Origin of the sequence: Neorhizobium galegae, assembly GCF_017877055.1 — a bacterium.
In the GTDB taxonomy this organism is placed as follows: Bacteria; Pseudomonadota; Alphaproteobacteria; order Rhizobiales; family Rhizobiaceae; genus Neorhizobium; species Neorhizobium galegae_D.
Genome location: NZ_JAGIPG010000001.1, coordinates 1,690,971 through 1,710,042, shown reverse-complemented (window position 1 = coordinate 1,710,042; position 19,072 = coordinate 1,690,971). Strand labels below are relative to the sequence as shown.

Below are 19,072 nucleotides of genomic sequence, written 5' to 3'. Positions count from 1 at the left end.
GGGCTATTGGTTGTCGACACAACAGATACTCACCGGCGACTTCCTGGCGGGCGGCGGCGAAATGGCCGAGCTCGTTCGAACAAAGGACTGGAGCAAAACGCCGCTCGGGCCTATCGATCAATGGCCCCAAAGCCTCAGGACAACCGTCAGCCTCTGCCTTGCCTCTAACTTCCCGATCAACGTGATCTGGGGCGAGGAAAACACCCAGATCTACAACGACGGCTATCGCACGGCGTGCGGCGACGCTCACCCCAGGGCTCTGGGGGAGGACTATAGCGTCACTTGGGCAAGTGCCTGGCCGGCGATCGGCGAGCCGTTTCGCCAGGCGCGTCAAGGCAATACGTCGTTCCTCGAGAACCAGCGGATGTTCCTGACCCGCAACGGCTATTGGGAGGAAACGTTTTTCACCTTCTCGCTTTCACCGATCCGGGACGAGACGGGCGGGATTGGCGGCCTGTTTCATCCTGTGACGGAGACGACGGCGACGATGCTGTCGGAACGCCGAACCCGGGCGCTCCGGGATCTGAACGCCAGCGTGGCTTTGGCGGAAGACATGGACGACCTGTTGCGGCGCATAGTCGACGTGCTCGCCCAGTTCGAATTCGATCTGCCGGTTCTTCTTCTCTACAAGTTGTCTGCAGATGGAAGTACCTATGTGCTGGGGGGCCATCACGGTCTGCCGGCTGGGCGCTTAGCGTCCATCACCGCCATCGACGCGCATTCCAATACGCCCTGGCTGATGGCGAAAGCGCTGACGACTGATAGTACTCTGGGGATCACGGAGCTTTCCCATCTCTTCGAAGGCGCCGGGCCCTATGAGGAGCCCCCGGAGCGCGTGCTCCTTCTTCCCATCACCGTCCCCGGCCTGGACCTGCCTTCGGTCTTCGTGGTGGCCGGCGCATCGCCGCGCCTGCCTTTCGACGACACCTACATGGGCTTCTACGAGCTGCTTGCGACCGCGATCACCGCCGCCGTCAGCGCCGTGCGTGCACGAGCGGACGAGCGGCGGCGGGCCGAAGCGCTGGCGGAAATCGACCGCAGCAAGACCATGTTCTTTTCGAACGTCAGCCATGAGTTCCGCACCCCGTTGACGCTGATGCTCGGGCCGCTCGCGGACGTGCTTCAACAGCCTGAGGGGCTGTCATCCGACGACAGGGAGCGGATTCTAGTCGCCCAGCGCAATGGCCATCGCCTGTTGAAACTGGTCAATACGCTCCTGGATTTTTCGAGGATCGAGGCACAGCGCGTGTCAGCCTCCTTCGAACCGGTCGACATCGGCAGCCTGACCGCAGAGCTGGCGTCGAATTTCCGATCCGCGACCGAGCAGGCCGGGTTGGCCCTCGTCATCGACATCGCCGCCTTGCCCCAGCCGGTCTATCTCGACCGGGATCTCTGGGAAAAAATCGTCCTGAACCTGCTTTCCAACGCATTCAAATTCACCTTCGAGGGCGAGATACGCATCAGCGTTCGAGCGTCGGACGACATGGAACGTGCCGAAGTCACGATCCGCGACACCGGCACGGGAATAGCGGCCGAAGAATTGCCGCGCCTGTTCGAGCGCTTTCATCGCATCGAGGGGGCAAAAGGAAGGTCATTCGAGGGCTCCGGCATTGGCCTCGCCCTGGTGCAGGAACTGGTGCATCTCCAGGGCGGAGAAATCCGTGCCGAAAGCCGGCTTGGCGAAGGCACGTCTTTCTCGATCTCGATGCCTTTCGGAAAGGCGCATATCCCTTCGGAACAGATGCGGACTTCCCAGCCGGTCGAGAGCAATGCCGGCAGAACCCAGGCCTTCGTCGATGAAGCCATGTCGTGGCTCTCGGCGGGCGCTGCCGCGGGCGCCGTGTCGATATCGCCAACCGCGGGCGCCGAGGCGGCCGAAACGTTCGCTCCGACCGGGCATATCCTCTTGGCGGACGACAATGCAGATATGCGTGCCTATGTGCAGCGGCTGCTGTCGGTATCCGGCTTTACGGTCGAGACAGCGAGTGATGGCGAGGCGGCCCTTGACGCGGCGCGCCTCAGGCGGCCGGACCTCATCCTTTCCGACGTCATGATGCCTGGGCTCGACGGCTTTGGTCTGCTGTCGAGGATACGGGCGGATGGCGACCTCAAGGACACGCCCTTCATCCTGCTGTCCGCCCGTGCCGGCGAAGAGGCCAGGCTTGAGGGTATTGCTGCCGGCGCAGACGACTACCTGGTGAAGCCTTTTTCGGCCCGGGAACTGGTGGCGCGCATTGCGGCGTTGATCAGGCTATCGCGGGATCGACGCGAAATGCTTTTGAGAGAAACCGCCACGCGCCTTCATGAGCTGAATGCGGATCTGGAGCGCCGCGTTCTCGAACATTCGCGCGAGCGGGGGCGGACCTGGCAATATAGCCAGGACCTGCTCTCGGTGATCGACTTCGAGACAGGCGTATTCGAAAAGACCAATCCCGCCTGGAAGAAAACCCTCGGCATGGACGAGGAGGAACTTCTGGGCACGCCTTTGCGGGCGCTTCTTCATCCGGACGACATTGTCGCGAGCGAAACTACGCTGCAGGCGGCGCGACGCGGCGTGCCGGTGCTTCACTTCGAAAACCGATGTCTGACCCGGGAAGGCGACTATCGCTGGCTCTCCTGGGTGGCTGTCGTCGTCGATGACAAGCTCTATTCCAGCGCTCGCGACGTCACCGACCACAAGACGCGCGACGACGAGCTGAGGAAGACGCAGGAAACGCTGCGCCAGGCTCAAAAGATGGAGGTGATCGGTCAACTCACCGGCGGTGTCGCGCACGATTTCAACAACCTCCTGATGGTCATCTCCGGTGGATTGGATGTCCTCGACAAACGCGACGATCCGGTGCGGCGGGAGCGTATCAAAAGCGGCATGTTGCAGGCAGTCAATCGCGGAGCGTCGCTCACAAGGCAATTGCTGACCTTTGCCCGACGGCAGCCATTGAAGCCGCAGCCTGTCGATCTCCGCCACCAGATTTCCCAGATGCGCGAACTTCTCGACCGGACGCTTGGCGGAGATATTACCATCGACGTCGATGTCGATACGGGAGTGTGGCCGGTACAGGCCGATCCGGCAGAACTCGAGCTCGTGCTTTTGAACCTTTGCGTCAACGCGCGCGACGCGATGCCGACGGGAGGTACGATTGTCATCAGTGCTTCCAATTCTGTCGTCGATGCGTTGGGCAAAAAAGGTGACGTCGTGAAGATCACCGTCGCCGATGGCGGCGTCGGCATGCAGCCCGAGGTTCTCAAGCGGGTGTTCGAGCCGTTCTTCACCACCAAGGAAGTCGGCAAAGGATCAGGATTGGGGCTCGCGCAGGTTTATGGTTTTGTCGAGGCCTCCAGCGGATCGGTCGAGATCAACAGCGAGCCGGGGATCGGAACGGTCGTCGACCTCTGGCTTCCCCGGTCGATCGAGGCGTCTGTGGAGGTGAGTGGCGACCATTCGTCCCGTGCCCACGGGGAGGCGGACAGAAGCGTAGCCGGAAAGATCCTGGTCGTGGAAGACGACGACAGCGTTGCCATGCTGGTCAACGACATGCTCGACCAGCTCGGATATTCGGTCACCCGCGTCGACGGGGCCGCCGCTGCGCTGACCGCACTCGCGTCCGATGCCGAGCCGGACTTGATGTTTTCCGACATCATGATGCCTGGCGGCATCAATGGGGTGGATCTCGCCAAGGAGGTCAAGCAAAGACATCCAAAACTGCCGATCCTGCTCACATCCGGTTATGCGGACGCCCTCAAGAGCGCCGCCACCGCGGAAGGCGTAGAGATTTTGCCAAAACCCTACAGTCTGCGGCAGCTTTCGGAGGCTCTTCGGGCAACCATCCCGGATGCCAGGGAATAACGTGGGCCAACTGCAATTACTGCAGCAGATCCGCGAGGCCGTAGAACGCCGCCGATATCGCTGCAGCTGTCGGCATCGTCACGATCCAGGCGATCACGATGTTGCCGGCGAGCCCCCAACGTACCGCCGAAACCCGGCGGGCGGCGCCCACGCCGACGATCGCTCCGGTGATCGTGTGTGTTGTGGAGACAGGAATGCCGAGCCAGGTCGCGCCGAACAGTGTCAACGCGCCGCCCGTCTCGGCGCAGAAACCCTGCATCGGGTTGAGCCTCGTGATCTTGGAGCCCATCGTATGGACGATCCGCCATCCCCCGAAGAGCGTGCCGAGAGCCATTGCGGACTGGCAGGAGATCACCACCCAGAAGGGAACGTAGAAAGTGGAGCCGAGATATCCCTGGCTGAACAGAAGTACGGCGATGATACCCATCGTTTTCTGGGCGTCATTGCCGCCATGGCCGAGGGAATAGAGCGAGGCGGAGATGAACTGCATCACACGAAACGTCCGGTCGACCGCGAACGGCGTTTGTCGGACGAAGAGCCAGGACACGAGGAGCACGAGCAGCAGCGCCAGCAGGAAGCCGATGGCCGGCGACAGGAAGATTGCTCCGATGGTCTTCCCGAGACCACTCCAGACAATCGAGCTTGAGCCGACCTTTGCAAGACCGGCGCCCACCAGCCCGCCGACGAGCGCATGCGAGGAACTGGATGGTATTCCGAAAATCCAGGTGATGATATTCCAGATGATTGCCCCCATGAGGGCGGCAAAGATCACCTGGGGTGAAACGATCCCAGGATCGATGATGCCTGTGCCCAGCGTTTCCGCCACGTGCAGGCCGAAGAAAAGGAAGGCGATGAAATTGAAGAACGCAGCCCAGGCGACGGCATATTGCGGCCGCAGGACGCGGGTCGATACGATCGTCGCGATGGAATTGGCCGCGTCATGAAGGCCGTTGAGAAAATCGAAGAACAGGGCGAGTGCGATCAGGGCGAAGAGAAGTGGCAGGGCGAGAGAGATATCCATCAAACGTTCTCGATAACGATGCCGCTGATCTCGTTGGCGACGTCCTCGAAACGGTCGACAACCTTCTCCAACTCGCCATAGATCTCGCTGCCGATCATGTAGGCCATCGCATCGCCGCTCGCCCCGTGACGCCGGTACAGGTGTTTCAGGCCCTGGTCATGAAGGTCGTCCGACCGGCCTTCTACGCGGGTAACCTCCTCAGCGATTGCCGCAAGGCGTTGAGCATTGGAGCCAACCTTGTTGAGAAGGGGGATTGCTTCCGAAATGAGATTCGCCGCCTTGACGATTTCGCCACCCATCTGCTGCATGAGCGGATCGAATCCGGATTGCTCGAACAGCCTGATCGTCTTGACCGTTTTGTGCATCATGTCGATCGCGTCATCCATCGACTGGATGAGGTCCTTGATGTCACCGCGATCGAAGGGCGTGATAAAGCTCCGCCGGACGGCAAGTAGGACGTCCCGGGTGATATCGTCGGCCTCATTCTCCAATGTGACGATCAGCTCGCAATTTTTCTCGACCTCATTGCCTTTGAGGAGCTGATCAAGCGCGTGGGCTGCTGCAACGACAGTTTTTGAGTGCTGGTAAAACATTTCAAAGAATCTGTCTTCACGCGGCATCAGCTTCCGAAAAATACTCATCATACCATGTGACCTTCCATGCGGCTGACTGTCATAAATGTGTCATAAACGTGCTCGGGCAATTGAAGCAACACGCAAAATCGACAGTTTGATCCACATGAAATCGACAAAAAAACGCGACAAGCCGCGACCGGACAGATCCCAGACGCTGCTCAAGCAACTCGCGGCAGTTCCCGGCAGCCTGTTCGCCGGTGCGTTTCGCCAGCAATATGGCGCCTTGTGCTTTCGATATCAGGGGAACGGCGTTGAAATCCTGGTAATCACCTCGCGCGAGGCCGGGCGGTGGGTCATCCCGAAAGGCTGGCCGATGAAGGGAAAAAAGCCATTCGAGGCGGCGGCGACCGAAGCCTGGGAAGAAGCCGGCGTCAGCGGGACGGTGAAGAAGAAGCCGGTCGGCCGATACACCTACCTGAAAGAACTCGACAACGGCGATGTGGTCCCCTGTATCGTCGACGTGTTCCAGATCGAAGTCACGGAGGTCACGCGTGGCTTCAAGGAACAGGGCCAGCGTATGCTCGAATGGGTCAGCACCGATGAGGCGGCACGACGGGTTCGCGAAATCGAGCTCAAGTCGCTGCTCGTCGAATTTGAGCCGCAGCGCCGCAAGAAGCGCAGTCGCGGCTAGCTCTGAACCTGCTCGCCGACGCTTTGATGGATGGTCCTGCTTTGCAGCAGCTCACCTTGCCGTTCCAGAACCGGATAGGCGGTCGCTGCGACGAGGTGCGAATTGATCTGCTTGAAATCCCGCAGCAGGTCCAGGTGGAGAGAACTGGTTTCCGCCGTATCGAAATCGCCCTCGCGCAGCCGCTGGAAATGAGCGTTGGTTCCGTCACGTTCCGCCCGCCGGAAGACGATTTTTTCGTCGGCGAGCATGCGTGCGACACGCTCGTCCTGCGACATGAAAAGCGCAGCGGCGGTGCGCAGGTTGTTGGAGAGACGGTCCAGCAGGCCGCTGAGCTCATGCTGCCCTTCCTTCGAAAAGGTCATGCCGCGGCGCAGTCTTTTGACAAGGTGAGGAAGTACGTTTTGATCGACGACGTCGCCCGCATGTTCCAGGCCGGTCGAGAACAGCAGAATCTCGTCGAGGCGTCTCCGGTCGATATCGCTGAGTTCCTCCGGGTCGATGGATGTAAGGTACCGTTTGACTGCCGTATTCAGGCGGTCGAGGACGTTGTCCTTCCGCCGCAGTTCCGCCAGGGCGCGGCGATCGGTGCTCGTCAAGGCAGCCTTCGTTCCCGCCAGCATTTCCTCCAGCACATCGACCAGCCGCAGGACTTCCCGCGCCGCGCCCTGCAGCGCGACGACCGGCGTTTCCTTCGCTGACGGATCGAGATATCGCGGATGGCCGGGATCGCTCTCGTCGATCCGCCGGGGCAGCAGCCTCACGAGAGCGTTTGCGAACGGCGAGAGGAACGGCATGAAGACGACCGCGACTAGGAGATTGAATGCCGTGTGGAAATTCGCGACCAACCGGGCACCATCGCCCTCGATCTGGATCATCAGCGCCGTAATCGGGGAAAGGAGCGCAAACGCTGCCAAAACGCCCAGAATTCTGGTAATCAGATTACCGATCGGAAGCCGTCTGGCCGAAAGATCATTTGCGGACTGCCCCTCGACGACAGGATTGATCGCCGTCCCGAGGTTGGCGCCGAGGGTCAGTGCGAAAGCCTGATAGGGATCGATCAGCCCCTGGCTCGCAAGCGACATGACGAGCAGCACCACCGCGACGCTCGAATGGGCGGCCCAGGTCAGTGCGGCGGCAAGCAGAAGGCTGAGGAGCGGCGTGCTCGATATGGCTGAAAGAACTGCGGCAAAGGCGGGTGTATCGGCATATTCCGTCAGCACACCGAGCAGTTGATGCAGGGCGAGCAACATGAAGCCGAGGCCGATAAAAACACGACCGAGGTCATGGACCTGTGGGTTTTGGGTGCGGCGGAACATCAGGACGCCGAGCAACACGAGAGCCGGAGACGCGGCTGCCACGTCAAACGACAGAACCTGCACGATGAGCGTACTGCCGACATTGGCGCCCAGCATGACGGCAAGCGCCGGGACTAGATCGACCAGCCCGTCGGCCGCGAACCCCGAGGCCATCAGCCCGGTCGCCGTACTGCTCTGAAGAATTGCGGTGACGCCCAGTCCGGACAGAAAGGCTTTTATCCGGTTGTTCAGCGCCCGACCGAGAAAAGATCGGAGATTGGGGCCGAAAGCACGCTGGATGCCCGTCTGCACCATCCGAGTTCCCCATAAAAGGAGGGCTATGTGTCCGGCAAGGGTAATGATTGCAATAATGAAGGGCATGGCATTTCCGTAAATAATCAGCCGGCCGGAGAATCGAACTGGCGCCGCAAGATGTTAGCCAGCTAACATAATTGCCGGGATCTGTTGCTTTTTCAAGGCCGAGGTTTGACCGGCAGGTATTGGTGGCCACCGTCCGGTGTTGCTGGAAGGCGGAACATTTTTTTCGAAACGAGACATGAGATGTCGGATCGGCAAAGTCTCGTTCGTCCTTAGAGTCGTCTAATCACCAATCAGAAGGATCACGACCATGCCGAGCACCATACGCCTTCATCGCGTTCTGGCAACCAGCCCGGAGAAGATCTATCGCGCGTTCATCGAGGCGGACGCGCTCGCCAAATGGCTTCCGCCCAACGGCTTCTTGTGCACTGTGCATCACTTGGAGCCGACGGTGGGCGGCAAGTTCAGGATGTCCTTCAGGAACTTCACGACAGGCAACAGCCATGCCTTCGGCGGCGAATTTGTCGAACTCGTCCCAGGTGAACGCGTCCGCTACACGGACAAATTCGACGATCCCAACCTGCCGGGCGAAATGGAAGTCACCTTGACGCTGAAGAAGGTTTCGGTCGGCACCGAGGTGAACATAACCCAGGCAGGCGTGCCGGACATCATCCCGCCCGAAGCGTGTTATCTCGGCTGGCAGGAGTCGCTTCGGAATCTGGCCAGAGTCGTCGAGCCCGAGATCAACGAATGATGTATATCACGGCGCAAAGCCGGGAGATCGGATCGCGTCAGCGACCTTTCGCGATCCGGGCGAGACGCAGGTTACCTGCGTTTCCAACCTGATCTGGTTCTCGTTGGTGGATGCCGCCGGAACCGCCATGCCGACGGCCGTTCACTCCAAATTGAGCCCTGTGGACGCTCGCCCGAACGTCGTTTCGGGAACCAACGCAGGCCTGCCTTGTTGACATTCCGAAAGAGAAGGAAGTCATGCAGCAGCCACCGATGAAATCCGCCCCGGACCGGCAGCCTCCCGGGCCGTCGCGATCCAATCCGGTCCCGCCGGCCGCCGAAGCCCGATCTGACGGTCCGCCGGATGAGGCGCCCGATCCCGATCTGCGCCGGAAACCGAAATATGCGCCACAGGATCTCGTGAAGAACTATGGCCTGAGCGCGCAGGAAGCGCAGCGTCTCATCGACCGGTTCGGGCCGTCCGCCGCCGGGCTGGATTTCATTCTGGCCGGGAAGGGGCGTCCCAGGAGGCATCGCCGGCAGGATATGGAACGTTCAGCCGAAGAAATCGCCTTTGGTTGACCGTTGTCGCGGGCTGATCCTGGAGGGAGATGGATCACGACGCCTTTCGGCTATCACGCTTCCCATGAACAGTTTTCGCCCAGCGAGCTTGTCGGGCATGTCCAGGCCGCCGAGGCCGCAGGACTTGAACAAGTAATCGCCGGTGCGCGGTTTCAGACGACGGCTGTCGCCTGTGCGGCGACCGTCGAGGCGTGCGCGAAAAACCAGACAGCGGGGTAAACCGCGGGCCACGCCGCAGCCGGATTGTGTTACCATTCCAGCGGTCTCAAAGCGGAAAGGTCGAATGCCCCTTCAACGCATCAGTTTCTATGTGCTTCTGGTCCTGGTGACCATTGCGTTCGTCGCAGTCGTCCTGCCGTTTTATTCAGCGATATTCTGGGCAATCGTCCTCGCGATCATCTTCTTCCCCCTTCATGCTCGCATCGAGGCCTGGCTGGGTGGGCGCAGAAACATCGCGGCGGCGCTCTCCGTCCTGATCTGCCTTTGCGTCGTCATCATTCCAGGGCTGATCGTCCTCAGCTCGCTCGTCCAGCAGGGTAACCTTCTTTATGCGCGTATCGACAACGGCGAGATCGACGTGCGGAGGTTTTTCCAGGAGCTGCAGGAGGCGCTGCCCGTGTTCGTCCGCGGCTGGATCGAGCGGATCGAGCTGGAGGGCTTCGACACGTTTCGGGAGCGCGTCTCCACGGCACTGATGCAGGGCGGCGGTTTCTTTGCCGGACGCGCCCTGAGCCTCGGCCAGAACACCCTGCAGTTCTTCGTCGCCTTCGGCGTGATGCTCTATCTGCTGTTTTTCATGTTCCGGGACGGGCAGGTGCTCGCCCGTACAATCAGAAAGGCACTGCCTCTCAGCGACGCGCATACCCGTCGCTTCACCTCCAAATTCACCGCCGTCATCCACGCCACCGTGCGGGGCAACATCATCATCGCCATCATCCAGGGCTCGATCGGCGGTATCGCATTCTGGGCGCTCGGGGTGGAGCCGGCCTTGCTGTGGGGCGTTCTGATGAGCGTCCTGTCGCTGCTGCCGGCGATCGGTGCTGCATTGATCTGGATGCCCACGGCCATCTACCTGGCGCTTGCCGGCTTCTGGGTGAAGGCCATCGTGCTGGTCGCGGTCGGCGCTCTGGTCATCGGTCTTGTCGACAATCTTCTGAGACCGCGTTTGGTCGGCAGGGAAACCAAGCTTCCCGACTACGTCGTCCTTATTTCTACCATTGGGGGAATCTCTCTGATCGGTATCAACGGGTTCGTAATCGGACCGCTCGTCGCTGCTCTCTTCATTGCCGCCTGGGGAATATTCGTCGAGGAGGAGGGCATTTCGGATGCCTGACGAGGGCAACGGCCCCTCCCATGTATTTAACGACGGTCTCCGATTTCTCCCGCAGATCCCGCACAGCTCGGAAATTGACCCCGATAGGGTCGATGGAGTAGGGAAAGCCGACGCGGTATGCCTGCGTTTGCTTGGGCGCAGTGGTGCCGATGAGCGATTGTTCGTTTGGCCCATCGCAATTCCATTTGCCGGATTGCGCCGGATCCAAGCCCGAAACGGCGCATCCGGGCGAGGCCGAGCGTCAAGAAGACGGTGAAAAAAGTGACACAAACAGCTAAGAAAGCTGAATATTTCAAGGCTCCAGTTTTTGCCGTCGCGCCTATGATCGACTGGACGGACCGGCATTGCCGTTTCCTGCATCGGCAATTGTCGAAGTCGGCGCTGCTCTATACCGAGATGGTGGTGGCCGATGCGATCATCCATGGGCCGCGCGACCGGCTCCTGTCCTATTCGCCGCAGGAACATCCCGTTGCGCTTCAGCTCGGTGGTTCGGATCCGGCAAAGCTCGCCGAGGCGGTGCGGATCGCTGCCGATTTCGGCTATGACGAGATCAACCTCAATGTCGGCTGCCCGTCCGACCGGGTTCAGTCGGGCACGTTCGGCGCCTGCCTGATGCGCGATCCGGCGCATGTGGCCGACCTCGTTTCGGCGATGAAGCGGGTCGCGAGTGTGCCGGTCACCGTGAAATGCCGGATCGGAGTCGACGACCAGGAGCCGGCGCAGGTGCTGCCGGATTTTCTCGCCCGGGTGATCGGCGCCGGCGCCGATGGCGTCTGGATCCATGCCCGCAAGGCCTGGCTGCAGGGACTGTCCCCGAAGGAAAACCGCGAAATCCCGCCGCTCGACTGCGACCTCGTTTATGCCATGAAGCGGGAAAACCCGAACGTGTTCATCGGCATCAACGGCGGCATCGCCGACCTCGAACAGGCGGCCCGGCATCTCGCCCATATGGACGGCGTGATGCTCGGCCGCGCCGCCTATCACAATACCGGTATGCTCGCCGGGGTGGATGACCTTTTGAAATTTGGTGCGGTCGAGAAGGCTCGAGCCCCCGACGTCGACTGGCTGGCGCTCAACGATACGATGATGGACTATGCGGCGGAACTGATCGGCCGGGGCGGGCGGCTGCATCACGTCACCCGGCACATGGTCGGTCTGTTCCAGGGTTTTGCCGGCGCAAGGCGGTTTCGCCAGATCCTCTCCACCGACGCCACCCGGCCGGGCGCCGGACCGGAGGTCATCGCGGCCGCCTTCGCTGCGGTGGATATCGCTGGCGGTCCTCGGGTCCGACCCGAGGAGCAGAAGATGGCTGGGTGAGGGCGGAGATTGTCGAGCTCCCATTGGACACACTCCTCCCTTGGCGATCCTCGGTTTCTTTTCGTCATCCTCGGGCGGGCAAAGCGAGACCCGAGGATCGGACGGGGCGCTGAAAGCTGCCTCGTAAGTAAGTAATAGGTGACACCTCTCGGCGCCCCGTTCGGCTAACGCCCCCAAAACTATAATCCACGCAGAAAGCCAATGCCAAATGGATAAGATCACGGCTGCTTTGCGCCAATACCGGACATTGCGGCCGGCGTAGAACACCCTATGCTGTGATGTCGGAAACCTCTGGAAAACAAGTGGCGCTTTAATCGGGAGGTTTGCGACCACCCATGGCTAGGATTACGTTTCCCGAGGATGGGGACCGATTGGATACCTTACTGGAGATGAAGCATGTTCACCCACGTCATGATTGGAAGCAACGATTTGGAGCGGGCCAGAAGCTTCTATGATGCCACGTTCGCAGCATTGGGAGGCAAGCCCGGCGAGATGGATGCGAGAGGCAGACTGATCTATGCGCATGAGGGCGGTCGTCTGATGGTCACGAAACCAATCGACGGTAAGCCGGCGACCGCGGCCAACGGTGGGACCATAGGTATCGCCGCCGCGAGCCCCAACCACGTTCTGGCGTGGCATGCCGCGGGTACCGCGCATGGTGGCACAGCGATCGAAAGCCCGCCCGCGGAGCGTCCGAACGGGTCGTTCGTCGCATATCTTCGCGATCCTGACGGAAACAAACTGACCGCGCGGTCTCAGCCGACGAAATGAGATAGGCGTCAGCAGCGCCCCCTGAACAGCGCGATCGACGTTCAAGAGGCAAGTAGGCGTGGGAATGTCGGCTTCGGGCCGACAGCAGTCACATCGGTGCCAGACTCTCGCCCAACGCCGTCTGCGTGAAGCGGGCGGCTCCCTCAATCCCGCTTGATGCTCATCAGCACATCCCACATATCCGCTCCCGTCTCGAACGCCGCGGCGTTGGCCGCAAAGCCCTGCGCCGAGGCGAGCGCGTCGAGCATCTCGCTGGCCATATCGACATTCGAGCTGTCGGGGAAAGTGACCGAGGTGGAAGGGGTGACGGTGGTGGTGACGCCGCCGGGGTTGGGGAGGGAAGAGACCTGGGTGTCGAGGCGATCATAACCGGACGTATCGGCATTGGCGATGTTGTGCGCCGCGGTCGCAAGCCGTTTCACCTGGGCCTGCATGCCCGAAAACGCAATGCTCATCACAGCCGACAGACCCATCAACATCATCTCCCAAACGCCGATGGGACGGTTCTACGGCAAGAGCTTCAAGGAAGACTGAACGGGAAGGGTAAGGGAAGCGTAGCGCGGTACGGCACAGATGTGCCGGAACGGGGCGGGGGGCGGAAATGCAGGCGCATAGGTCAGGCCTCTCTCTTGGAATTTCCGACACCTAGTCGCGCTAAGGTGTTGAAAGCCTTCCCGCGGGGACGCGCTCAGGCCTTCGTTCGCTGAAATCGCCTTCGTCGTTTTCTGGTCTGCGGCCATCGCTCCGAAGTCTCCCCCGCAAGGGGGAGATAGGCTTCGCGGCCCTCTTGGCGTCCGGGGATCAACCCGAGAAGGCGTGGTGACGGTCGGACAGCGTTTACTCCGCCGCCTCCGCATAAGCTTCCAGCGGAGGGCAGGTGCAGACGAGGTTGCGGTCGCCGTAGACATTATCGACGCGGTTGACCGGGGACCAGTATTTGTCGACGCGGAAGGCGCCCGGCGGGTAGCAGGCCTGTTCGCGGGAATAGGGACGGTCCCATTCGCCGACCAGGTCTTCCACCGTGTGCGGGGCGTTCTTCAGCGGGTTGTTCGTCCGGTCCATGCGGCCTTCCTCGATGGCGCGGGCTTCCTCGCGGATCGCCAGCATCGCTTCGCAGAAGCGGTCGAGCTCGGCCTTGGTTTCCGACTCGGTCGGCTCGATCATCAGCGTGCCGGCGACCGGCCAGCTCATGGTGGGCGCGTGGAAACCGCAGTCGATCAGGCGTTTGGCGACATCATCGACGCTGACGCCGGCCGACGCGTTGAGCGGGCGCGTGTCGATGATGCATTCATGCGCGACGCGGCCTGCCTCCGACTTGTAGAGCACGTCATAGGAACCTTTAAGGCGTGCCGCGATGTAGTTGGCGTTGAGGATCGCCACCTTGGTCGCCTGGGTGAGACCCTCGCCGCCCATCATCAGGCAGTAGGACCAGGAGATCGGCAGGATCGACGGCGAGCCGAAGGGGGCGGCCGAGACGGCGCCTTCGCGGCCGTCCGTCGCCGGGTGGCCGGGGAGGTGCGGGGCAAGATGCGACTTGACGCCGATCGGGCCCATGCCGGGACCGCCGCCGCCATGCGGGATGCAGAAGGTCTTGTGGAGGTTGAGGTGGCTGACGTCGGAGCCGATGTCACCGGGGCGGGACAGGCCGACCATGGCGTTCATGTTGGCGCCGTCGAGATAGACCTGGCCGCCATGGGCATGGGTGATCTCGCAGATCTCGCGCACCGTTTCCTCGAAGACGCCGTGGGTCGAGGGGTAGGTGATCATGCAGCAGGAAAGGTTCGCTGCATGTTGCTCGGCCTTGGCGCGGAAATCGTCGAGGTCGATATCGCCGTTGTCGCGGACTTTGACGACGACCACTTTCATGCCGACCATCTGGGCCGAGGCCGGGTTGGTGCCGTGCGCGGAGGTGGGGATGAGGCAGACGTCGCGGTGGGTGTCGCCCTTGGCGAGGTGGTAGTTGCGGATCGTGAGCAGGCCGGCATATTCGCCTTGCGCGCCGGAATTCGGCTGCATGGAGAAGGCGTCGTAACCGGTGATCTGGCAGAGCTTCTGCGACAGGTCGTCGATCATCTCCTTGTAGCCAAGCGCCTGGTCGGCGGGCACGAAGGGGTGGATGTCGGAAAATTCCGGCCAGGTGATCGGCAGCATTTCGGCTGTCGCATTGAGTTTCATCGTGCAGGAGCCGAGCGGGATCATCGCCCGGTCGAGCGCCAGATCCCGGTCCGAGAGCCGGCGGATATAGCGGGTCATCTCGCTTTCGGCGCGGTTCATGTGGAAGATCGGGTGGGTCATGTAGTCGGATTTGCGCAGCAGCGCGGTCGGCAGGCGCCAGGTGGGCTCGAAATCAGAGACCTTGAAATTGCCGCCGAAGGCACGCCAGACGGCTTCGAGGGTGGCCGGCCGGGTGCGCTCGTCGAGTGACATGCCGATGCGGGTTTCGCCGACCTTCCTGAGGTTGACGCCCTCGGCGACCGCGGCGCGCATGATCAGGCCCTGCATATGGCCGACCTCGACGGTGATCGTGTCGAAGAAGGTGTCGGGCTCAATGACATAGCCGAGCTTCTCGAGGCCCTTGGCCATCAGCACGGCCTTGCGGTGGACCTGCTGGGCGATCGCCTTCAAACCGTCCGGGCCGTGGAAGACGCCGTACATGGAGGCCATGACGGCCAGCAGCACCTGGGCGGTGCAGATGTTCGAGGTCGCCTTTTCGCGGCGGATATGCTGTTCGCGGGTCTGCAGCGACAGGCGGTAGGCGCGGTTGCCGCGGCTGTCGACCGAGACGCCGACCAGGCGGCCGGGCATGGCGCGCTTGTGGGCATCCTTGACCGCCATATAGGCCGCATGCGGGCCGCCGTAACCGACCGGCACGCCGAAACGCTGGCTTGAGCCGATGGCGATGTCGGCACCCATTTCGCCGGGGGATTTGAGCAGCGTCAGCGCCAGCGGGTCGGCGGCGACGGCAGCGACCGCGCCGGTCTGGTGCAGGCGGGAGATCAGGCCGGTGAAATCGCGGACATGGCCGTTGGTGCCGGGATACTGGAAGATCGCGCCAAAAACATCGACGGGATCGAGATCGGTCATCGGGTCGCCGATGATGACGCTCCAGCCGAGGGGGGCGGCGCGGGTTTCGATCAGCGCGATGGTCTGCGGGTGGCAGGCGGCGTCGACGAAGAAGGCCGTCGCCTTCGATTTCGCCTGGCGCTGGCAGAGCGCCATGGCTTCGGCGGCGGCGGTCGCCTCGTCGAGCAGCGAGGCGTTGGCGACGTCGAGGCCGGTGAGGTCGCAGATCATCGTCTGGAAATTGAGGAGCGCTTCGAGGCGGCCTTGCGAGATTTCCGGCTGGTAGGGCGTGTAGGCCGTGTACCAGGCGGGGTTTTCAAGGATGTTGCGCTGGACGACCGGCGGGGTGATCGTGCCGTAATAACCCTGGCCGATCAGCGAGACGAGCGCCTTGTTGCGGTTCGCCGTGTCGCGCAGCTTGTCGAGCGCCTCGCGTTCGGTGAGCGCCGGACCCCAGGCAAGGGGTGCCGTCTGGCGGATCGAGGATGGCACGGTGGCGTCGATCAGGGCGTCGAGGTTCTTGTAGCCGACGACCTTCAGCATCTCGGCCATTTCGGCGGGCGACGGGCCGATATGGCGGCGGTTGGCGAAATCGTAGGGCTGGTAGTCGGTGAAATGGAAATCGGTGCTGTCGGTGGTCATGCGATCAGGTCCTGGTAGGCGGCCTCGTCCATCAGCGCGTCGGCGTCGGAGGAGTTCTTCAGCTTCAGCTTGAAGAACCAGCCCTTGCCCTGCGGATCGGAATTGACGATCGAGGGGTCGTCGACGATCGCCTGGTTGACCTCGGTGACTTCGCCGTCCAGCGGACAATAGACGTCGGAGGCGGCCTTGACGCTCTCGACGGTCGCGGCATTGCCATCCTTCGAAAGCTCGGCGCCGACTTCCGGCAGTTCCACGAAAACGAGATCGCCGAGCTGTTCGGCAGCGTGAGAGGTGATGCCGACGGTCGCGACACCGTCCTCGAGCTTCAGCCATTCGTGTTCGGCGGTGAATTTCAACATGGTTCTCTCCGGAGGATTATCGTTTGTAGGTGGGGGTGATGAAGGGAAGGGCCGCGACCGTGAGCGGAAGGTATTTTCCGCGCACTTCCGCGAAGATCTGGCAGCCGGGTTCGGCAAAGCGGGTCGGGACATAGCCCATGGCGACAGGCCCTTCGACCGAGGGGCCGAACGTGCCGGAGGTGACTTCGCCGAGTTCGGCCTTCCCCTCCGCATCCGCATAAAGCTTGGCGTGGGCGCGGACGGGCGCCTTGCCTTCCGGCTTCAGGCCGACGCGGCGGCGGGAGGTGCCATTCGCGAGTTCACCGAGGATGCGGTCGGCGCCCGGAAAACCGCCGGCGCGGGCGCCGCCTGTGCGGCGGGGCTTCTGGATCGCCCATTCCAGCGCTGCCTCGATCGGCGAGGTGGTGGTGTCGATGTCGTTGCCGTAGAGGCAGAGGCCGGCTTCGAGCCGCAGCGAATCGCGGGCGCCGAGCCCGATCGGCCGGCAGTGCAGGTCTTCGAGCAGCGCCTTGGCGATCTGCTCGGCCTGGTCTGCCGGAACCGAGATCTCGAACCCGTCCTCGCCGGAATAACCGGAGCGGGAGATGATGCAGGGCGCGTCGTGGAGAGATGCGTCTCGGACGTCCATGAACTTCATCTCGACGACATCCGGCCAGAGAGCCGCCAGGACCTCTTCCGCGCGCGGGCCTTGGAGGGCGAGAAGGGCGCGGTCTTCGAGGAGTTCCACGTCGCAACCGGTCAGCTGCGCCTGCATATGGGCGAGGTCGGCATCCTTGCACGACGCGTTGACGACGACGAACAGGTGGTCGCCGCGGTTGGTGATCATCAGGTCGTCGAGGATGCCGCCATTGTCGTCGGTGAAGAAACCGTAGCGCTGGCGGCCGGGTTTCAGGCCGAGGATATCGACGGGCACCAGGGTTTCCAGCGCAAACGCTGCGTCTTCGTAGGTCCCGGATTTCGCACGGATGACGACCTGGCCCATATGGGAGACGTCGAACAGGCCGCTAGCGGTGCGGGTGTGCAGATGTTCCTTCAGCACGCCGGCCGGATATTGCACCGGCATGTCGTAGCCGGCAAACGGCACCATCCTGGCGCCGAGCGACAGATGGAGGGCGTGAAGCGGGGTGGTCTTGAGAACGGTCTGATCGTCCAAGGACGCCTCCAGGGTTGGCGCATTTCAAGCGCCGGCTCAGATTCAGGCGCAGTGACGCACCGGTTTATGAGCCCCCTCTGTCCTTTTCGCCTGAGATTGTTATCCCTTCGGCGAGCCCTTTAAAGGCTTCTCTCCAGAGTTCCTGTCGGTCGACTGCTGGTCCTTTTGCCTGAGAGTTTCCGGGGCGGTTGCTCCTTCGGCACCGCATTGAAGCGGCTTCTCCCAGCGAGTCTGGGCGGTATTATCGGCCTCGCTCGCCATTTGGCAAGCCCTCCATGTCGCATGGAACACTATTTTTGTCGCAACGCAGCAAACGCGATTTGACCTAATGCAACGGCTGGCGAAATGAGCGAAAAATCCGCGGCAAAAAGGGCTTTTGCGCTTTGCCGGGATTTGGGTTATTCCGGCAGGCATTCGGACAGGCGAGACGATGACGGCACGGCTCAACACGGCGGCGAACTCAACGCGCATTTTCTGCGCGATGCTGCTGCTTTTGCTGGGATTTGCCCATCAGCCGGTCCAGGCGGCAGCGCCGCTCGATTCCTACAGCGAAGCCTATCGCCTGCCGGACGGCACGTTTGCCGACATCTGCTCGGAAGGCGACCACGGCCGTCAGATGCCGGAGGCAAAGCCGCTCTGCGAAGTCTGCCTGCTCTCCGCATCGGTCATCCTGCCCCCGCCGAGGGATGAAATCTGGCCTGGTCGCGAGCGCGCCTCGCTCGCCAACCCGCTGCGCCAATTTTCCCGACTGCTCGGCACCACCGCCGTCGCCCGTCCGAAATCCCGCGCGCCCCCGATTTCGATCTGATGCTTTGCCACTCTCAGATCAATCGCGGTCGACCGGCACCGATGCTGTCACCGTATGGGGATATTCCATGAAGACCTTCACCAAACTCGCTTTCCTCGGCATTTTCGCTGCCACCGGCATTGTTATTGCGGGAGCTACGGCCGCTCAAGATGCGCCCGCCAAGGTCGCCGACCTCGAAATCACCAGTGCCTTCACCAAGGCGATGCTGCCCGGCCAGCCGGTTGGCGGCGGTTATCTCACCATCAAGAACACCGGCAAGGCCGACGACATGCTGGTTTCGGTCTCGTCCCCGGCGTCGGGCACCGTGGAGATGCACGAGATGGCGATGCAGGGCCAGGTGATGAAAATGCGCAAGCTCGATACCGGCATAGCCATCCCGGCGGGCAAAACCGTCGAACTGACGCCCGGCGGGCTGCATCTGATGTTCATCAAGGTCAAGGAACCCTTCAAGCAGGGTAGCAAGGTGCCGGTGACGCTGACCTTCGAAAAGGCCGGCAAGGTAGACATCACGCTACCGGTCGAGGCGGCTGGGCCGGGCGGCCACGAGCACAAGTGAGTATGATAGAGC

15 protein-coding genes, 1 pseudogene and 2 riboswitches are annotated in these 19,072 nt (G+C 62.0%); of the genes and pseudogenes, 9 read left to right on the top strand and 7 right to left on the bottom strand.

Features of this window, described 5'->3' with window-relative positions; all coding sequences use genetic code 11:
- Positions 1–10 precede the first annotated feature (10 nt).
- Positions 11–3,844: an ATP-binding response regulator gene (locus J2857_RS08000; protein ID WP_210009565.1), complete on the top strand. Its 3,834-nt coding sequence runs from the start codon at positions 11–13 to the stop codon at positions 3,842–3,844.
- A 16-nt stretch (positions 3,845–3,860) separates the two neighbouring features.
- Here J2857_RS08000 and J2857_RS07995 read toward each other — a convergent pair whose 3' ends face one another.
- Together J2857_RS07995 and J2857_RS07990 are read right to left on the bottom strand one after the other, a co-directional pair.
- Positions 3,861–4,865 (bottom strand): inorganic phosphate transporter, encoded by a 1,005-nt coding sequence (locus tag J2857_RS07995; RefSeq protein ID WP_210009564.1) that lies wholly within the window; start codon positions 4,863–4,865, stop codon positions 3,861–3,863.
- Positions 4,865–5,509 carry a DUF47 domain-containing protein gene (locus J2857_RS07990; RefSeq protein ID WP_210009563.1) on the bottom strand — a complete coding sequence of 215 codons (645 nt, stop codon included), beginning with the start codon at positions 5,507–5,509 and terminating at the stop codon, positions 4,865–4,867. The genes J2857_RS07995 and J2857_RS07990 overlap by 1 nt, the downstream gene beginning before the upstream one ends.
- A gap of 94 nt (positions 5,510–5,603) precedes the next feature.
- Here J2857_RS07990 and J2857_RS07985 point away from each other — a divergent pair, with 94 nt between their 5' ends.
- Positions 5,604–6,131, top strand: coding sequence for an NUDIX hydrolase (locus tag J2857_RS07985; protein ID WP_210009562.1), 528 nt, complete (start codon positions 5,604–5,606; stop codon positions 6,129–6,131).
- On the opposite strand, the gene J2857_RS07980 is transcribed toward J2857_RS07985, so the two are convergent.
- Positions 6,128–7,807 (bottom strand): Na/Pi cotransporter family protein, encoded by a 1,680-nt coding sequence (locus J2857_RS07980; RefSeq protein ID WP_210009561.1) that lies wholly within the window; start codon positions 7,805–7,807, stop codon positions 6,128–6,130. The genes J2857_RS07985 and J2857_RS07980 overlap by 4 nt on opposite strands.
- Before the next feature lie 247 nt (positions 7,808–8,054).
- On the opposite strand from J2857_RS07980, the gene J2857_RS07975 reads away from it, so the two are divergent.
- The 5 genes from J2857_RS07975 to J2857_RS07955 all read left to right on the top strand — a co-directional run bounded on the left by J2857_RS07975 (position 8,055) and on the right by J2857_RS07955 (position 12,479).
- Entirely contained in the window at positions 8,055–8,498 is a 444-nt protein-coding gene (locus J2857_RS07975) for an SRPBCC family protein (RefSeq protein WP_210009560.1), read from the top strand.
- A 236-nt stretch (positions 8,499–8,734) separates the two neighbouring features.
- Complete coding sequence (locus J2857_RS07970) at positions 8,735–9,058, top strand: hypothetical protein (RefSeq protein ID WP_210009559.1); 324 nt, start codon at positions 8,735–8,737, stop codon at positions 9,056–9,058.
- Positions 9,059–9,341: 283 nt separating this feature from the next.
- On the top strand, positions 9,342–10,391 hold the full coding sequence (locus J2857_RS07965; protein WP_210009557.1) for an AI-2E family transporter: 1,050 nt from the start codon (positions 9,342–9,344) through the stop codon (positions 10,389–10,391).
- Positions 10,392–10,652: 261 nt separating this feature from the next.
- Positions 10,653–11,708, top strand: coding sequence for a tRNA dihydrouridine(20/20a) synthase DusA (dusA, locus tag J2857_RS07960; protein WP_210009556.1), 1,056 nt, complete (start codon positions 10,653–10,655; stop codon positions 11,706–11,708).
- A gap of 396 nt (positions 11,709–12,104) precedes the next feature.
- On the top strand, positions 12,105–12,479 hold the full coding sequence (locus J2857_RS07955; protein ID WP_210009555.1) for a VOC family protein: 375 nt from the start codon (positions 12,105–12,107) through the stop codon (positions 12,477–12,479).
- 143 nt (positions 12,480–12,622) lie between these two features.
- Here the strand turns inward: J2857_RS07955 and J2857_RS07950 are convergent, their stop codons facing one another.
- The 4 genes from J2857_RS07950 to gcvT form a co-directional block, all read right to left on the bottom strand.
- Positions 12,623–12,952, bottom strand: coding sequence for a flagellar basal body protein (locus tag J2857_RS07950; protein ID WP_210009554.1), 330 nt, complete (start codon positions 12,950–12,952; stop codon positions 12,623–12,625).
- A gap of 364 nt (positions 12,953–13,316) precedes the next feature.
- Positions 13,317–16,184 carry an aminomethyl-transferring glycine dehydrogenase gene (gene gcvP, locus J2857_RS07945; protein WP_210009553.1) on the bottom strand — a complete coding sequence of 956 codons (2,868 nt, stop codon included), beginning with the start codon at positions 16,182–16,184 and terminating at the stop codon, positions 13,317–13,319.
- Positions 16,181–16,543: a glycine cleavage system protein GcvH gene (gene gcvH, locus J2857_RS07940; RefSeq protein ID WP_210009552.1), complete on the bottom strand. Its 363-nt coding sequence runs from the start codon at positions 16,541–16,543 to the stop codon at positions 16,181–16,183. Before gcvH ends, gcvP begins: the two co-directional genes overlap by 4 nt.
- A gap of 16 nt (positions 16,544–16,559) precedes the next feature.
- Positions 16,560–17,696: a glycine cleavage system aminomethyltransferase GcvT gene (gcvT, locus tag J2857_RS07935; RefSeq protein WP_210009551.1), complete on the bottom strand. Its 1,137-nt coding sequence runs from the start codon at positions 17,694–17,696 to the stop codon at positions 16,560–16,562.
- A 67-nt stretch (positions 17,697–17,763) separates the two neighbouring features.
- Positions 17,764–17,843, bottom strand: a riboswitch (glycine riboswitch).
- A riboswitch (glycine riboswitch) is annotated at positions 17,844–17,931 on the bottom strand. It abuts the riboswitch before it with no gap.
- Positions 17,932–18,126: 195 nt separating this feature from the next.
- Here gcvT and J2857_RS07930 point away from each other — a divergent pair.
- Together J2857_RS07930 and J2857_RS07925 are read left to right on the top strand one after the other, a co-directional pair.
- Complete coding sequence (locus tag J2857_RS07930) at positions 18,127–18,504, top strand: hypothetical protein (RefSeq protein ID WP_210009550.1); 378 nt, start codon at positions 18,127–18,129, stop codon at positions 18,502–18,504.
- A gap of 160 nt (positions 18,505–18,664) precedes the next feature.
- Positions 18,665–19,060: pseudogene (locus J2857_RS07925) on the top strand (copper chaperone PCu(A)C); the annotation flags it as partial.
- Between the last annotated feature and the right edge of the window lie 12 nt (positions 19,061–19,072).

Bases quoted from the DNA above. Each gene is read 5' to 3' on its own strand.
- J2857_RS07970 (WP_210009559.1), top strand. From the start codon at position 8,735: ATGCAGCAGCCACCGATGAAATCCGCCCCGGACCGGCAGCCTCCCGGG.
- gcvP (WP_210009553.1), bottom strand. From the start codon at position 16,184: ATGACCACCGACAGCACCGATTTCCATTTCACCGACTACCAGCCCTAC.
- gcvH (WP_210009552.1), bottom strand. From the start codon at position 16,543: ATGTTGAAATTCACCGCCGAACACGAATGGCTGAAGCTCGAGGACGGT.
- J2857_RS07965 (WP_210009557.1), top strand. From the start codon at position 9,342: ATGCCCCTTCAACGCATCAGTTTCTATGTGCTTCTGGTCCTGGTGACC.
- J2857_RS07985 (WP_210009562.1), top strand. From the start codon at position 5,604: ATGAAATCGACAAAAAAACGCGACAAGCCGCGACCGGACAGATCCCAG.
- J2857_RS07975 (WP_210009560.1), top strand. From the start codon at position 8,055: ATGCCGAGCACCATACGCCTTCATCGCGTTCTGGCAACCAGCCCGGAG.
- J2857_RS07980 (WP_210009561.1), bottom strand. From the start codon at position 7,807: ATGCCCTTCATTATTGCAATCATTACCCTTGCCGGACACATAGCCCTC.
- J2857_RS07930 (WP_210009550.1), top strand. From the start codon at position 18,127: ATGACGGCACGGCTCAACACGGCGGCGAACTCAACGCGCATTTTCTGC.
- J2857_RS07955 (WP_210009555.1), top strand. From the start codon at position 12,105: ATGTTCACCCACGTCATGATTGGAAGCAACGATTTGGAGCGGGCCAGA.
- J2857_RS07950 (WP_210009554.1), bottom strand. From the start codon at position 12,952: ATGGGTCTGTCGGCTGTGATGAGCATTGCGTTTTCGGGCATGCAGGCC.
- J2857_RS07995 (WP_210009564.1), bottom strand. From the start codon at position 4,865: ATGGATATCTCTCTCGCCCTGCCACTTCTCTTCGCCCTGATCGCACTC.
- J2857_RS07990 (WP_210009563.1), bottom strand. From the start codon at position 5,509: ATGATGAGTATTTTTCGGAAGCTGATGCCGCGTGAAGACAGATTCTTT.